13 protein-coding genes are annotated in these 14,806 nt (G+C 62.9%); 9 read left to right on the forward strand and 4 right to left on the reverse strand.

Going from position 1 to position 14,806, the window contains the following annotated elements:
• Positions 1 to 124 precede the first annotated feature (124 nt).
• The 4 genes from GBM95_RS08160 to GBM95_RS08175 form a co-directional block, all read right to left on the reverse strand.
• The gene (locus GBM95_RS08160) at positions 125 to 2,485 is read right to left on the reverse strand and encodes a RelA/SpoT family protein (protein ID WP_152158639.1); all 2,361 of its coding nucleotides are present in this window, start codon (positions 2,483 to 2,485) and stop codon (positions 125 to 127) included.
• A gap of 278 nt (positions 2,486 to 2,763) precedes the next feature.
• Positions 2,764 to 2,964, reverse strand: a complete 201-nt coding sequence (rpoZ, locus tag GBM95_RS08165; protein ID WP_139688618.1) for a DNA-directed RNA polymerase subunit omega — start codon at positions 2,962 to 2,964, stop codon at positions 2,764 to 2,766.
• Positions 2,965 to 3,034: 70 nt separating this feature from the next.
• Entirely contained in the window at positions 3,035 to 3,691 is a 657-nt protein-coding gene (gene gmk, locus GBM95_RS08170; protein WP_152158640.1) for a guanylate kinase, read from the reverse strand.
• Positions 3,692 to 3,715: 24 nt separating this feature from the next.
• Entirely contained in the window at positions 3,716 to 4,618 is a 903-nt protein-coding gene (locus GBM95_RS08175; RefSeq protein ID WP_152158641.1) for a YicC/YloC family endoribonuclease, read from the reverse strand.
• Between the two features lie 253 nt (positions 4,619 to 4,871).
• On the opposite strand from GBM95_RS08175, the gene rph reads away from it, so the two are divergent.
• The 9 genes from rph to GBM95_RS08220 all read left to right on the forward strand — a co-directional run bounded on the left by rph (position 4,872) and on the right by GBM95_RS08220 (position 14,627).
• A complete protein-coding gene (rph, locus tag GBM95_RS08180; RefSeq protein ID WP_152158642.1) occupies positions 4,872 to 5,621 on the forward strand; it encodes a ribonuclease PH in 750 nt (249 codons plus the stop codon).
• A gap of 46 nt (positions 5,622 to 5,667) precedes the next feature.
• Complete coding sequence (gene rdgB, locus GBM95_RS08185) at positions 5,668 to 6,303, forward strand: RdgB/HAM1 family non-canonical purine NTP pyrophosphatase (RefSeq protein WP_152158643.1); 636 nt, start codon at positions 5,668 to 5,670, stop codon at positions 6,301 to 6,303.
• A gap of 39 nt (positions 6,304 to 6,342) precedes the next feature.
• Positions 6,343 to 7,527, forward strand: coding sequence for a radical SAM family heme chaperone HemW (gene hemW, locus GBM95_RS08190; protein WP_152158644.1), 1,185 nt, complete (start codon positions 6,343 to 6,345; stop codon positions 7,525 to 7,527).
• Positions 7,528 to 7,828: 301 nt separating this feature from the next.
• Positions 7,829 to 9,241 (forward strand): type I glutamate--ammonia ligase, encoded by a 1,413-nt coding sequence (gene glnA / locus GBM95_RS08195; protein ID WP_152158645.1) that lies wholly within the window; start codon positions 7,829 to 7,831, stop codon positions 9,239 to 9,241.
• A gap of 179 nt (positions 9,242 to 9,420) precedes the next feature.
• Positions 9,421 to 10,584: a nitrogen regulation protein NR(II) gene (glnL, locus tag GBM95_RS08200; protein WP_152158646.1), complete on the forward strand. Its 1,164-nt coding sequence runs from the start codon at positions 9,421 to 9,423 to the stop codon at positions 10,582 to 10,584.
• Positions 10,585 to 10,672: 88 nt separating this feature from the next.
• Complete coding sequence (gene ntrC, locus GBM95_RS08205) at positions 10,673 to 12,262, forward strand: nitrogen regulation protein NR(I) (RefSeq protein WP_152158647.1); 1,590 nt, start codon at positions 10,673 to 10,675, stop codon at positions 12,260 to 12,262.
• Positions 12,259 to 12,900: a hypothetical protein gene (locus tag GBM95_RS08210; protein WP_152158648.1), complete on the forward strand. Its 642-nt coding sequence runs from the start codon at positions 12,259 to 12,261 to the stop codon at positions 12,898 to 12,900. Before ntrC ends, GBM95_RS08210 begins: the two co-directional genes overlap by 4 nt.
• 69 nt (positions 12,901 to 12,969) lie before the next feature.
• Positions 12,970 to 14,037 carry an RNA methyltransferase gene (locus GBM95_RS08215; protein WP_152158649.1) on the forward strand — a complete coding sequence of 356 codons (1,068 nt, stop codon included), beginning with the start codon at positions 12,970 to 12,972 and terminating at the stop codon, positions 14,035 to 14,037.
• Positions 14,034 to 14,627 (forward strand): hypothetical protein, encoded by a 594-nt coding sequence (locus tag GBM95_RS08220; RefSeq protein WP_152158650.1) that lies wholly within the window; start codon positions 14,034 to 14,036, stop codon positions 14,625 to 14,627. The genes GBM95_RS08215 and GBM95_RS08220 overlap by 4 nt, the downstream gene beginning before the upstream one ends.
• The last annotated feature ends 179 nt before the right edge of the window (positions 14,628 to 14,806 follow it).

The following is a 14,806-nucleotide window of genomic DNA, read 5'->3' on the forward strand; positions in this document are numbered from 1 at the left end:
CGTTAAGCCTTGATACTAGGAACCGCCGTATACGGAACCGTACGTACGGTGGTGTGGGAGGACGGCATGGGAACTAATCCCATGCCTCCTACCCGATTCAGGAGGGTGTTCGGAAGTCCGCGCTTCAGACGGAAATCTTCTTGCGGGTGGGCGTTCCTTCCTCAAAGACGCGCTTCACCTTGAGCACGACGTCGGTCTGGCGGATCGTGCGGGTGACGTGGATGAGGTGGTTGCGGTCGCGCACAAGCACCGTAACGTGCACGATGTGCTCGTCGCCGCGCTCCTCGAGCGTCACTGCAGTGATGCTTGAATTCGCTTCCGCGACCGCCGCCGCAACGGCCGCAAGGCCGGCGTGCGAGTCCTTGACGCGCACTTCAAGCGGCACCGCGAAGTGGGATCCGGGCTTGGGCGTTCCCCATTCGAGGTGCATCCAGCGGTTGGGATCGGCCTGCTTGCCGCGGACGGCGTGCGGGCAGTCCTCGCGGTGAACCGTGAGTCCGAGGCCGGGGCGGTTGTAGCCCGTGATGTCGTCGCCGGGAATAGGGTGGCAGCAGACGGCAAGGTGCTGCGCGACGCCTTCGTTGCCGTTCACGATGACGGCGGGGAGTTCGGCGTTCGCGCTCTCGAGGTTCTCTTCGCGCATCAGCATGCGAAGGCGATGGAGCACCGCTGCCGGAAGGGCCTTCCCGAGCCCGATCATGGCGTAGAGGGACGCAAGGCTTTCAGCCCCGAATTCCTTCACGAGCTTCTGCTCGATCGAGGTCGGAATCGCCATGAGGTCGATCTTCTGCTCTTCGGCAACGGCTTCAAGCGCGAGTCTCCCCAGGCGCGCCGATTCGTCGAACTGGCAGCTTCTCAGGTACTGGCGGATCTCGGCGCGCGCGCGCCCCGAATGGACGCTTTCGAGCCACTGCGGATTGGGGTGCGCGTCGGGCGACGTGATGATCTGCACGAGGTCGCCGTTTTTGAGCGCGTCCGTAAGGGGCTTCGGTTCGCCGTTGATGCGCACCGCTTCGGTGTGGTTCCCGACGTCGGTATGAATTTCGTAGGCGAAGTCGATGGCGGTCGACCCCTTCGGGAGCGAAATGATCTTTCCCTTCGGCGTAAAGACGTAAATCTGGTTGGGGAAGAGGTCGACCTTGATGTTTTCAAGGAATTCCGTGCTGTCGGTGCTCGTCTGCTGAATTTCGAGGAGGTTCTGAAGCCACGCGGCCGTGCGCGACTGGAGGTCCGACGTGTCGTCGCTCGAGGCGTAGAGCCAGTGGACGAGAATGCCGTCCTCGTCGATGCGGTGCATTTCCTCGGTGCGGAGCTGAAATTCCACGGGCGTTCCGTCCGGGCCGATCACGGTGGTGTGGATCGACTGGTAGCCGTTCGACTTCGGGATGGCAATGAAGTCCTTGAAGCGGGTATTGACGGGCTTCCAGCGCTGATGAAGAGCACCGAGCGCAAGGTAGCAGTCGCCGCGCGTTCTTACGACGACGCGGAAGCCGTAGATGTCGAGCGCGTCGGAGAAGGACTGATGCTTCTCGCGCATCTTGTTGTAGATGCCGTAGATCGTCTTGTCGCGCCCGAGTATTCGGCAGGGAATGCCCGCCTTGGCGAGCGCGGTTTTGGCGTCGTTGAGGACCTTCTCAAGGAATTCGCGGCGGTTCTTGCGGGTTTTGAGGACGTTTTCGTAAAGGACCTTGTAGCGAAGCGGGTATCGGTTCGCGAACGAGAGTTCCTGAAGTTCGCGGAAGACGTTGTTGAGGCCGAGCCGGTGTGCGATCGGGACGTAGATTTCGAGCGTTTCGCGGCCGATGCGGGCGCGTTTCTCGGGACGCATGACGCCGAGCGTGCGCATGTTGTGGAGGCGGTCGGCGAGCTTCACGAGAATGACGCGGACGTCGCGCGACATGGCGAGGAGCATCTTCCGGAAGCTTTCGGCCTGGGCGACTGCGTTGGAGGAGAACTTGAGCTTGTCGAGCTTGGATACGCCGTCGACCAAGTCCGCGACTTCAATCCCGAACTTCTCGGCCATCTCGCGCTTGCTCGTTCCCGTGTCTTCGAGCACGTCGTGCATGAGGCCCGCTTCGATCGTCTCGGCATCCATGCGCCAGGAGGCGAGGATCGAGGCGACCGCGATCGGATGCGTGATGTAGGGTTCGCCCGATTTGCGGAACTGACCGAGGTGGGCGTTGTCGGCGTAGCGGTAGGCTTCGCGGATTTTCTCGACTTCAGCCTGCGGGAGGTAGAGCCGGCACGTGTCGACGAGCGCCTGCGCGGTCACGACGCCCACAGGCGCCTGAGGCGTGAAGAGCGGAAGGTCGGCATCGGGGAGCTTCGCCGGAATGACGGGTGCGGGCAGGGGCGAACGGACGGCGTGCTTGGCGAACCCGAAGGGTGAAATCGGCTTCCTCGGAGCTGTCGGAAGGGGGACGGCACCTTCTTCGCGGGTGGCGTACATGTCTTCCGGGAAGGTGGGCGCGTTGTCGAGGGCCATGGCGAACTTCCTCTTCTTCTTGATGCGTGCTCTGCCGAATCGGGGACGATTGCAGCATTGGAAGCGCCGCTTTTTCCTGCCGGAGGCTCCGGAACGGCGTTCTGGGCCATTCGCCGCCTGTGAGAGAAAGGTCAGGCGGCAGGGGACTTCCGGGCGGAGATTGATGGGTTGAACGGAATTGAAAAACAAGAACGGCCGGCGCCGTCACTCCCTGTGCAAACGCAGGAGAAGGATGGCGGTCCGGCCGTCGCGGTCAGGCGTCCTTTCGGGGCCCGGAATTACTGCACATGCTTAAGCATGTCCGTGCCGACCAGTCCGTCGGCAACCTCGCGCAGAGCGATGACAGCGGGCTTGTCCTTCGCATCGATCTTCGGGGCGTAGCCCTGGGAGATCTGGCGAGCACGGTAGGCCGCAACCAGAACCATCTGGAAGCGGTTGGGAATCTTCTTCAGGCAATCTTCAACAGTAATGCGTGCCATTTAAATTCCAGTAGGATGAATGATCGGAAAAGGGGCAAAAAGGCCCTGACAACCGGCGAAGCCCTTGGGATCAGACCGGAACGCCGAGGTTCGCGAACTGATCATGATGGCGTATGGCCTGCTGAGCATAGGTCAGTCGGCTCGCCGTCACAATGGCCTCAAGCTGGCTGAGGGCCGTATCGAAATCTTCATTAATTATAACGTACTCGAATTCCGGGGCATGCGCGATCTCGGCGCCCGCGCCCATCAGACGGCGGGTGATCGTCTGGTCGGAGTCCGTTCCGCGGTGGTGGAGGCGCCATTCAAGCGCCTCGATGGAGGGCGGAAGGATGAAGATGCCGACGGTGCCCGCGAACTTCGAGCGGACCTGGCGCGCGCCCTGCCAGTCGATCTCAAGGAGAACGTCGTTCCCCTGCGCCATCTGGCCTTCGATCCAGGTGCGGTTCGTGCCGTAGTAGTTGCCGTGCACGAGCGCGGTTTCAAGGAATTCGCCGCGGTTCTTCATCTCGAGGAACATCGTTTCCGTGATGAAGTGGTATTCGCGGCCGTTCACTTCGCCCGGGCGTGGTTCGCGCGTGGTCGAGGAGATCGAGAGCTTGATGGTGGGCTGGCGCTTGAGGAGCGCATTCACCAGCGAGGACTTCCCGGCGCCGGAGGGCGCCGTGACGAGAAAGAGCCGTCCGGGATGACGGGGAGCGGAATTCTGCTGCGGGAGTGTGTCGTTCATGACTCAAATGTCCTTCGAAGGCGTTTATTCGAGATTCTGAATCTGTTCGCGCATCTGGTCGATCGTGATCTTGAGGGCGAGCGAAGCCTGCGTCATTTCAATCGCCGCGGCCTTGGAGCCGAGGGTATTGGCCTCGCGGTTCATTTCCTGGGCCATGAAGTCGAGCTTCCTGCCGACGGCGCCCCCTTGAGCGAGAAGGCGCTTCACCTCGGCGAGGTGCGTGTCGAGACGGTTCATCTCTTCGTCGACGTCCATCTTGATCGCGTACATCGTCACTTCCTGGCGGATGCGGTCGGTGACTTCCTCCTTCGTGAGGGTGCTCTTTTCCTTCAGAGCGTCGGCAAGTGCATCGGTGAGGCGTTCGGTGAGCCTGCCCTCGAGCTGCGAGATGATCTGCGGCATGGCGTCCCGCACGTCCTTCACCACCGCCGACATCTTGTCGCAGTAGCCCGTGAGGACCTGCGCGAGGGCTGCGCCCTCGCGCTCGCGCGCCGCGATGAATTCGTCGAGCGTGCGGTCGACGATCGCGAGCACTTCCTGAAGGAGCTTGTCGCGGTCGGGGGTTTCGGCGGCAGCAATCCCGGGGAGGTCGAGGATTTCAGCGACGGAAAGCTCCTGCGCCTGCGGGTCGAGCTTGAGGATGGTTTCCTGGAGCGCAAGGACGCGCCTCAACGCCTCTTCGTTCACGGAAGCCGGAAGCGCGGATGCGTCCGCCGTGAGGTTGAGCCTCAGCTCCACCTTCCCGCGCGTGAGGCGCTTCTGGAGACGCTCGCGAACGGCGGGTTCGGTAAAGCGCAGCGCATCGTCAAGGCGCAGCGTCAGATCGAGAAAGCGGGAATTGACCGAACGGCATTCCGCAGTGACGGTGCCCGCGAGGGTCTTGCCGTCAAGGGCGGCGTATCCCGTCATGCTTGCGACTGAAGGCATCAGAAAAATCCTTTGTATCCGTGATGAATGAGCGAAGCCTGAGGGGTTTCAAGAGAAGGGCCGGTGCAGGTCTTTAGTAAGAACCATCTGCGGCCGGAACCCGGCCAAGCTTCGGGATAAATTTGAAGATTGCGGCATTTTAGAGCCTTCAGGGCCCGCGGGAAGCGCATTCATCGCGGAAAGCACAGAGAGAGAAGTGCTAGTAGCATCCATTCCCTGAGAGAATTTCTTTTTCTGTTGGAGCATCTTCAATATGTCTCAGTCTGCTGCCTCCCTTTCCGCGCGTCCCGACGGGCGCGCCCCCGACGAGCTTCGTCCGGTTTCGATTACCCGGGGCTTTACCAAATATGCCGAGGGGAGCGTTCTTATGGAAGCCGGCGGCACGCGCGTCCTCTGCACGGCGAGCGTGACCCCGGGCGTGCCGCCCTTTCTGCGGGGCAAGGGCGAAGGCTGGGTGACGGCGGAGTACGGGATGCTCCCGCGCGCGACCGGAACGCGGACGGACCGCGAGGCCGCAAAGGGCAAGCAGACGGGCCGCACGCAGGAAATCCAGCGCCTGATCGGAAGGAGCCTTCGCGCCGTGGTCGACCGCAGAAAGCTCGGCGAATTCACGATTCAGATCGACTGCGACGTGCTCCAGGCCGACGGCGGCACCCGCTGCGCCTCGATCACGGGCGCCTGGGTGGCGCTTCGCGACGCGGTCGACAAGATGCTTCGCGAGAAGCTGATCGAGGAAGACCCGATCCTCGCGCAGGTCTCCGCTGTTTCCGTCGGCATGTGGGAGGGGGAACCCGTTCTCGACTTCAACTACATCGAGGACAGCAATTCCGACACCGACATGAATGTGGTGATGACGAGCCTCGGAGGCTTCGTTGAAATTCAGGGCACAGCCGAAGGCGCGCCCTTTACGGACGACGACCTCATGAAGCTTCTCGCGCTCGCGAGGAAGGGAAATGCCCGTCTCGCGGAACTTCAGCGCGAGGCGCTTGTCAAACCCCTCTGAGCCCCTCTGACGATTCATGAAGCCCTATTTTCCGGAGTTTTCCCTCATGACTCAGAATACTGAAACCACCGCCCCCGTTCTCGTTCTTGCGTCCGGCAATGCCGGAAAAATCCGAGAATTCCAGGCCATGTTCGCGCCGCTCGGCGTCCGCGTTGCCGGACAGAAGGAGTATGGCGTCAGCTCCTGCGACGAGCCCTACGGCACGTTCATTGAAAACTGCCTCGCCAAGGCCCGCCATGCCGCGAAGGAAACGGGGCTCCCTGCCATGGCCGACGATTCCGGCCTCTGCGTCGATGCGCTCGGGGGCGCCCCCGGCGTCTTCTCGGCGCGCTTTGCGGGCGAGGATGGGGACGATGCGGCCAACAACCGCCTCCTCATTGAAAAGATGTCGGGAAAGACCGACCGCAGAGCCCACTACACCTGCGTGCTTGCGGCCGTCCGTTCTGCCGATGACCCGGAGCCCCTCATCGCCGAAGGCTTCTGGCAGGGCGAGATCGCGGAGGCGCCCGCGGGCACGGGCGGCTTCGGCTACGACCCGTACTTTTATCTGCCTCAGGAAAAGCGCACCGCTGCTGAACTCTCTCAGGAAGAGAAGAACGCGCAGAGCCACCGGGGCGAGGCCTTGAGACGGATGGCGAAGCTCCTCGAGGAGCGCTGGGGCTGGAAGCCTCAAAAAGCCTGAAGCGAACGACTTCCCCCGAAGTTCTTTTCCGATCCCGACATGACCGATTCCCCTGAGATCCGGCTCAATCCCGCCGTCATCCCGCTCTCGATCTACCTCCACTGGCCCTGGTGCGTGAGAAAGTGCCCCTACTGCGACTTCAATTCGCACGGCGCGCCGAAAGGCCCCGGAGCGCTTGAGGCGCTCGAGGGCGTCTACGTTGATGCGCTTTTGAAGGATCTGGAAGCCTGGCTCCCCGACGCCGGAGAGCGGGAAATTCAGTCGATCTTCATCGGGGGCGGCACGCCGAGCCTCATGTCGGGGAGCGCCATGAAGCGGCTCCTTGACGGCGTGCGCGCGCGATTTGCCCTTGCCTCTGATGCCGAGATTACGATGGAGGCGAACCCCGGAACGCTTGAAGCGGGAAAATTCGAAGCTTTCCGGGCTGCGGGCGTCAACCGCCTTTCAATCGGGATCCAGAGCTTTTCGGACGACCGACTGAAGCGCCTCGGGCGCATCCACAATGTGAGGGAGGCGCGCGGGGCGATCCGCTGCGCGCGCGATGTTTTCGAGAACTTCAATCTCGACCTCATGTACGCGCTCCCCGGCGAGACGATGGAGGGCCTCCGGGAAGAGCTCGACGAGGCGGCTGAGTCGGGCGCCGCGCACCTCTCCTGCTACCAGCTCACGATCGAACCTGGCACCGCATTTGCAAAGCACCTCCCCGAGGAGCTCCCCGACGCCGACCAAACGGCTGAAATGGGGGATTTCGTTGAATCCTTTCTTGCCGGAAAAGGCTTCGGGCGCTATGAGGTTTCGGGCTACGCGAAGCCCGGCCGCCGCTGCCGGCACAATCTGAACTACTGGACCTTCGGCGACTACTTCGCGGCGGGCGCGGGAGCGCACGGGAAGGTCACAACCCGGGAGGGCATCCGCCGCGAGATGCGCTTCATGAATCCGCGCCAGTACCTTGAGGCTCTCGGTGAGGGAAGGAGCGCCGCGGCCGACATCCACCGGGTCTCTTCCGAAGATCTCCCCTTCGAATTCATGCTCAATGCCCTGAGGCTCCTCGAAGGGGTTCCTGAATGCACCTTTTCGGAGCGCACGGGGCTCCCGCTTGAATCCATCGCCCCCACGCTTCAGGATCTCCGCGCCCGGGGCCTGATTGCAGGCGATCCCGGCCGCATCCGGACGACGCGCCTCGGGCTCAATTTTCTCTCCGACGTGCAGGAAGCTTTTCTTTGATGCACGCATTTGGTGCGCTCTGCGGCTTGCTGGAGCATAATTCCGGGTGCGTCCGGCGTGATGAATGTCCCGTCTCAGGCTGATCCCGGAGGCCTGAGAGAGGGATTCTCTGAATTCAGGGTTTTTGCTATGAAAATCCGATTTGGCACGCCTTTTGCTTCTTAGAAAAAACGAGGAGATTCGGAGAGCCGGAGCGCAGATGAATGCGCGGGGCCCATCCGCCCAAGTCTCTTTCCCGATTTCTTTTTTGACGCGGTCCGCAACTTCCAACCGGCCGCACGATACTTTTAGGAGAAGAGGTATGACGTCCGCTGCTGATGTGCTGCAGATGATTAAGGACAACGACTGCAAGTTCGTGGACCTTCGCGTCACCGATCTGCTCGGCAAGGAAATGCACCTGACGATTCCGGCCGACAAGCTCGACGAGGACACGTTTGAACTCGGCCAGCCTTTTGACGGCTCGTCCTTCGTCGGCTGGCGCGGCATTGAATCTTCCGACATGCTCCTGCAGCCGGACCCCAACACCGCCCGCATGGACCCCTTCCGCGAAGCCAACACGCTCGTGCTCAATTGCGACGTGCTTGAGCCGACGACCGGCAAGGGCTACGACCGCGACCCGCGCTCGCTCGCCCGCCGCGCCGAAGCCTATCTGAAGTCGACCGGCATCGGCGACACGGCCTACTTTGGTCCGGAACCCGAATTCTTCGTCTTTGATTCCGTCCAGTGGGATCATCGTCCCGGCTCCTCCTTCTTCAAGGTGGGTTCCGAAGAAGCGCCCTGGTCGAGCGGCCTCGACATGGAAGGCGGCAACCTCGGCCACAGAAACCGCATGAAGGGCGGCTACTTCCCGGTCTCCCCGGTTGATTCGATGGCCGACCTGCGCGCTGAAATGTGCACGCTCCTCGAGCAGCAGGGCGTTCCGGTTGAAATTCACCACCACGAAGTGGGCGGTGCCGGCCAGTGCGAAATCGGCACGCGCTTCTCGACCCTCGTGGAACGCGCCGACTGGACGCAGATCCTCAAGTACACGGTGTGGAACGTCGCCGCCGCCTACGGCAAGACTGCGACCTTCATGCCGAAGCCCGTTGAGGGCGACAATGGTTCGGGCATGCACGTTCACCAGTCGATCTGGAAGGACGGCCAGAACCTCTTCTCGGGCAACGGCTACGCCGGCCTCTCCGAAATGGCGCTCTACTACATCGGCGGCGTCATCAAGCACGCCCGCGCGCTCAACGCCATCACGAACCCCGGCATCAACTCCTACAAGCGCCTGGTTCCGGGCTTTGAAGCTCCGGTGAAGCTCGCTTATTCCGCCCGCAACCGTTCGGCCTCGATCCGCATTCCGTTCGTCAACAGCCCGAAGGCCCGCCGCATCGAAGTGCGCTTCCCCGATCCGCTCTGCAACTCCTACCTCGGCTTCTCCGCGCTCCTGATGGCCGGCCTCGACGGCATCCAGAACAAGCTCCATCCGGGCGAAGCGGCCGACAAGAACCTCTACGATCTGCCGCCGGAAGAGAACGCCAAGATCCCGACCGTCGCGCCGAACCTTGAGGTCGCCCTGAACGCCCTCGACGCGGACCGCGAGTTCCTCACCCGCGGCGGCGTCTTCTCGGACGATCTGATCGACGCCTACATCGCCGAAAAGAGGAAGGACGTGCTGAAGGCCGAGATGGCCGTTACGGCCCTTGACTTCGATCTCTACTACTCGCACTGATCGGTCTGGCGGCTTTAATCCGAATGACTTCAGAGGGCGGGCTTCGCGTTCGCCCTCTGAGGACGGTTTCCCGGGGGACGGTGCCTTTGAGTCATCGTTCCCCGTTTTGCTTGATTTCCGGGCGCGCGATAGAGGGCGGGACATCGCCGGGAAGTCGCTTTTTTCCCCGATCGGCAGGCATGAAGACAAAGATTCCGCATGAGCTTCAGAAGGGCCCTCTCAATTCGGCCCCGCTCTTTGACGCGCTTTCAACGGCTGTCTTTGCGCTTGACCGCGCCGGACGGATCACGACCGTGAATTCGGCTGCCGAATCAATTCTCGGACGAACGAGACGGGGTCTTAAAGGCGAGCCCGCCGCGGAATTCATCGAGGAGGCCGGATCCTGGTTCCCGCTCGCAGAGAGCGCGGGGACGTCTTCCTATTCATCCATGACGGAGCTTCGCCGGGGACTTGCGGAACCGCTTCGCGTGAGAGCAGTCCTTTCCGCCGTTGCCGCGGACGACGTCCGCGCGGCGGGACTTCCCGCCGACACCGCATGCATCCTTGAAGTCTCGGAACTCGAGGACGCGCTCCAGGCGGAAAGAAGCGCCATGGAAGCGAGCGTGCGGGCGGCGAACAGCGAACTCCTCCGCAACCTCGGGCACGAAATCAAGAATCCCCTGGGCGGCATCCGCGGGGCGGCGCAGCTCCTGGAGGCCGAACTCGTGCGCGACGAGGACCGGGAATGCACGAGCGTGATTCTCGAAGAGGCCGCAAGGCTTCAGTCCCTCGTCGACCGGCTTCTTGCGCCCTACCGGAGGCCGCGCACCTCGGAGCCCGTCAATATTCATGAGGTGCTCGAGCACGTGAGAAGCCTGATCGGTCTTGAATTCACGAGCGGCCTCAGGATCGAGCGCGACTACGACATTTCAGCGCCTGCCGTCGTCGGCGACCGCGGACGCTTCATTCAGATCTTCCTCAACCTTGCGCGGAACGCCGCGGAGGCCATGACCTCCGAGCGCGCCCGGGGAAAGGCCGAGATCGTCTTCGTCACGCGCATCGCGCGCGACGTGATGCTGGGCGGCAAGCGCGTGCGGCTCGCACTCAAAGTCGACGTGGTCGACAACGGTCCCGGGATCCCCGACGAAATCCGCGGGCGCATCTTCTTCCCGCTCGTTACCGGGCGGGCCGAGGGCTCCGGGCTCGGACTTTCAATCGTGCGCGCCTTTGTCGAGGAAGCCGGCGGTTCCATTGACGTTGAAAGCCGTCCGGGAAAGACGGACTTTACGGTGATGCTTCCCCTCGGGCTTCAGAAGGAAGCCGGGAAGAACGACCGCCCTGACAGAGCAGCAGCGCCCGAATAATTTCAGAAACGCACACCATTGACGCCCGGTTCGGCCAGGGAGCTTCCGGAAGAGAACCACGGACGGGGCGAAAGGATAGGAAACCCTCATGCTTGAAGACACTCCAATCGAGCTTCCCGCAGCGGCCGGCAGCGAACCTGTGTGGGTGATCGACGACGACCGCGCCATCCGCTGGGTGCTGAACCGCGCGCTCTCGCGCGAAGGCATCGGCTGCCGGACCTTCGAGCGCGGTCAGGATGCGCTTGCGGCCCTTGAGGCCATTGAAGCCTCCAAATCCGAGCGCCCCCTCGTGCTTGTTTCCGACATCCGGATGCCAGGTCTCTCGGGCGTCGACCTTCTCGCACGCGTGAAGGAAATCGCGCCCGATCTTCCCGTTATCATCATGACGGCCTTTTCGGATCTCGACAGCGCCGTCTCGTCCTTCCAGGGCGGCGCCTTTGAATACCTGACGAAGCCCTTCGACGTCGCGAAGGCGGTTGAGCTCATCAGCCGCGCGATGGAGGATGCCAGGCACCGGGCGGAAGCTGCTCCCGAAGAAGAGGAAAAGCCCGAGGAGCCGCAGCCCGCGGTTCCCGATCTCATCGGGCAGGCGCCTGCGATGCAGGAGATCTTCCGCGCCATCGGGCGGCTTTCGCAGAGCAACGTCACAGTGCTCCTTACGGGCGAATCCGGCGCCGGCAAGGAAGTCGTCGCGCGCGCGATCTGGAAGCACAGCAAGCGAAGCCGCGCGCCCTACATTGCCATCAACATGGCGGCAATCCCGAGGGAGCTTCTTGAGAGCGAACTTTTCGGTCACGAAAAGGGAGCCTTCACGGGGGCGACCGCCACGCACCTCGGTCGCTTCGAGCAGGCAAAGGGCGGAACGCTTTTCCTGGACGAAATCGGCGACATGCCGATGGAGTTGCAGACGAGGCTTCTGCGCGTCCTCTCGAACGGCTACTTCTACCGCGTGGGCGGCCGTCAGCCCATCAAGGCCGACGTCAGGGTCATCGCCGCCACGAATCAGAATCTCGAGGAACGCGTGAAGGCGGGACAGTTCCGCGAGGACCTCTACCACCGCCTCAACGTGATCCGCCTGAGGCTCCCGCCTCTGAGAGACCGCGTTGAGGACATTGCGCCCTTGTCGGCGCATTTCTTGAGAACCGGCGCCCGCGAACTCGGCGTTGAGGAAAAGGTGCTCACCCCCGAGGCCCTCGAGGTCGTGAAGCGCTTTCCGTTCCCGGGGAACGTGCGGCAGCTCGAAAACCTCTGCCGGTGGCTCCTCGTCATGGCTCCCTCGAAGGAAATCCGCGTCGAGGATCTGCCGCTTGAAATTCGGAGCGCCTCTGAGGCTCCTGAAGCGCGCGTTGCGGCAGCTCAGCCGCAGGCGCCCTCTGAATCCGCGGAGGAAGGCCAGAAAACCTGGACGGGGCTCCTCGCAGAAGACGCGAGAAAGCGCCTTCAGGAAGGCGAATCCGGCGTCTGGCAGACCCTTTCCGACGAATTCGAGCGCGCCCTCATCCGGAGCGCCATGGAAGTCACCCGGGGCCGCCGCATTGAGGCCGCGGAGCGCTTGGGCGTCGGGAGAAACACGCTCACGCGGAAGATTCAGGAGCTCGGGCTCGCGGACGAACTCGCCGCGCACCTGCCGCCCCTGAGGCGTACGGGCGAGGACCTTCCTGGAGGAAAGGAGAAGTGAAGCTCAATGCCCCGGGAACGGCGGATGCGCCCGAAAACCTCGCGCGCGGGGTTCTCATCGTGATGCCTCCCGGGTTCGGGCCGGAAATCGATGACGCGGAGCTTCCTCCCGAAGGGGAGGAGCGCCGCGCCTTCCTCGAAAAAATCATGCGCCCGCGAGGCGTCATTACGGCGCCCCGCATCGACCGCGGCCATGCGGTTGCGGAAACTCTCCGCTGGCTCTCCGCCGCGGGGTTCCCGGTTGAATCGCAGGCGAAGCGCTTCTCCATCCTTACCTGGCCCGCGGTCTGGGACGGCCGCGCGCGGGACGGGCACGTCGTGAGGGATGCCGTTTCCGAGGCGGAAAGGCTTCGAGACGAATTTGCGAAGCGCACGCCGCTGATTGCCGTCTTCCTCTCAAGCCAGCTTCTTGATGCGGCAAACGACCCGGCGGTGAGGGAGCTCCTCGCGCCCTTCACCGGGCGCCCGCTCGAGCCCGCCTTCCGACTCTCGGGCGAACGGCTCCGCATCCTCGGGCAGCGCTGGGAAAAAACGCTCATGATCGGACTTCCCGTTCCGCGCAGAAGCATGCGGCCGGGGTTCCCCGAAGAAGCCGCACGGGCTGTGCGCACGCTCTTCGTGCGCGAGGAATTTCTCTAGAGGAATTCGACTAAAATCCCGGACTCTTCAGGATTTTTTTCGCCTGCGGGCGGGGAAGCGCCTTCTTTCATGCCCGATCAGACTCCAACGCCCGATTCGCTTCAAACTTTCCATTCGCTCGCAGAGCTGCACGAGCGCCTTTCGGCGCTCGGGGCCGGCCCCGCGCACGAGCGCCGGGTGTACCGCGCCTGGATGGGAAAAATCAAATGGGAGGAAGCCGCGGAAAGCCGCAGGCTCCGGCTCCCGAAGGCGGTCGCGGAAGCCCTGCCCGGGATCCGCGGAGCTTTGAGGAATGTCGCCGCCATCCGCTCGCGCCACCCGGGCGCGGACCCGGAGAGCGAAAGGCTTCTCCTTACGCTCGCCGACGGCCAGACGATTGAATCGGTGCTTCTTCCCCGGCAGGGCGTCTGCGTCTCGACGCAGATGGGGTGTGCGGTCGGCTGCGTCTTCTGCATGACGGGACGATGCGGGCTCATCCGGCAGCTTTCCGACATTGAAATCGTTGCCGAAGCCGCCATTGCCCGGGAGCTTCGACCGGAAACGAAGAAGGTGGTCTTCATGGGCATGGGAGAGCCCTCGCACAACCTCAAAAACGTCATGCGCGCGGTGGAGTTTCTCGCGCAGATGGGCGACTTCGGACAAAAGGATCTCGTGATTTCGTCCGTGGGCGACGAAAGACTCTTTGACGCGCTCTTCGCCTCTCCGGTCCGGCCCGCACTCGCGGTGTCGCTCCATACGACGGACGACGAAAAGCGCCGTGAGCTCCTTCCGAGGGGCGCCCGCATGGCCGTCCCGCGCATCATCGAGCGGGCTGAAAGCTGGGCTCGGACGACGGGGTATCCCGTTCAGTACGAGTGGACCCTGATGCATGGCGTCAACGATTCCTTTGAGGAAATTGACCGCTTGGCCGACCTTCTCCAGGGGAAGTACGCCATGGTGAACTTCATCCCCGTGAACGCGGTGGAGGATTCGCCCTGGGTGCGGCCCGATCGCGCGCAGGCGGTCGAGCTCGTGAGGCGCCTCAGGGGCAGAGGCGTCATTGCAACATTGCGCGATTCCGCGGCGCAGGATGTGGACGGCGGCTGCGGGCAGCTCCGCGCCCGGGTGCTCAAAAGCGAGAGGGGAGAATCAAAATGACGGGAAAGGAAGAAAAGACGACGCTCGAGCGTGCGGAACTCGCCGTTCAAACGCCGATTCCCGAAAGGCGCAGACGGCGCTTCTGGCTCCTCTGGTGGATCTGGGCGGTCTTTGGCGCGGCCGTTTCCTTCCGGGGGACGCTCTCGGGATCGTGGATCGCCATTGCGGCGATCCTTACCGCGCCCTTCTGGGTCATGTTCGTTCTCTGGCCCTTCTTCGCGCTGAGGGACCGCCTGCGGGCAAAGCGCCTCTGGGCGGCGGAGGTGCTTGTGCTCCTCGCGCCCGAAACCCGGGGGAGCGACGAGGAAAAGACGGCGCTTCCGGTCGTCATCGTCCGCGATGGCGGCGTTCTCGTGCCGCTCGAAGCCTGGGAGTGCGCCTTCCCCACGATTCGCCCGGAAATGATTCCGGCGGAGGTCGTGAGCGCCGGCACTTATGCGGGCGTGAATCTTCCGGTCCTGCGGGAGGAGGATCTTCTCGCTTCCGGGCTCTGGTCGGAGGGGAAAAAGACGCCGGCAGGCGCATCCGCGTCCGACCTTGAATCCTCAGGTCTCTGGGTCGGGCGCCTGAGGCTTGCGAAGCGGAGCTAGAAAAGCGAGAAAAAAAGAACCCCGCCGGGAAAAAAGCTCCGCTGGCGGGGTTTCTTTTTGCTTTCAGGGAAAGCCGGAGATTATTAACATAGGCACAAAATAGTTGACAAGCGGCTACGGTTATGTTATAATTGATAAATGAGTTACGAAGATAAAACCACCACAACCCTCGACGGCCG

This window comes from Sutterella seckii, assembly GCF_009183815.1.
Taxonomy (GTDB): domain Bacteria; phylum Pseudomonadota; class Gammaproteobacteria; order Burkholderiales; family Burkholderiaceae_F; genus Sutterella; species Sutterella seckii.

Excerpts from the sequence above, each read along its gene's own strand:
- rdgB (WP_152158643.1), top strand. The coding sequence starts at position 5,668 with ATGACTCAGAATACTGAAACCACCGCCCCCGTTCTCGTTCTTGCGTCC.
- glnA (WP_152158645.1), top strand. The coding sequence starts at position 7,829 with ATGACGTCCGCTGCTGATGTGCTGCAGATGATTAAGGACAACGACTGC.
- gmk (WP_152158640.1), bottom strand. The coding sequence starts at position 3,691 with ATGAACGACACACTCCCGCAGCAGAATTCCGCTCCCCGTCATCCCGGA.
- rpoZ (WP_139688618.1), bottom strand. The coding sequence starts at position 2,964 with ATGGCACGCATTACTGTTGAAGATTGCCTGAAGAAGATTCCCAACCGC.
- hemW (WP_152158644.1), top strand. The coding sequence starts at position 6,343 with ATGACCGATTCCCCTGAGATCCGGCTCAATCCCGCCGTCATCCCGCTC.
- ntrC (WP_152158647.1), top strand. The coding sequence starts at position 10,673 with ATGCTTGAAGACACTCCAATCGAGCTTCCCGCAGCGGCCGGCAGCGAA.
- rph (WP_152158642.1), top strand. The coding sequence starts at position 4,872 with ATGTCTCAGTCTGCTGCCTCCCTTTCCGCGCGTCCCGACGGGCGCGCC.
- GBM95_RS08175 (WP_152158641.1), bottom strand. The coding sequence starts at position 4,618 with ATGCCTTCAGTCGCAAGCATGACGGGATACGCCGCCCTTGACGGCAAG.
- GBM95_RS08215 (WP_152158649.1), top strand. The coding sequence starts at position 12,970 with ATGCCCGATCAGACTCCAACGCCCGATTCGCTTCAAACTTTCCATTCG.
- GBM95_RS08220 (WP_152158650.1), top strand. The coding sequence starts at position 14,034 with ATGACGGGAAAGGAAGAAAAGACGACGCTCGAGCGTGCGGAACTCGCC.
- glnL (WP_152158646.1), top strand. The coding sequence starts at position 9,421 with ATGAAGACAAAGATTCCGCATGAGCTTCAGAAGGGCCCTCTCAATTCG.
- GBM95_RS08160 (WP_152158639.1), bottom strand. The coding sequence starts at position 2,485 with ATGGCCCTCGACAACGCGCCCACCTTCCCGGAAGACATGTACGCCACC.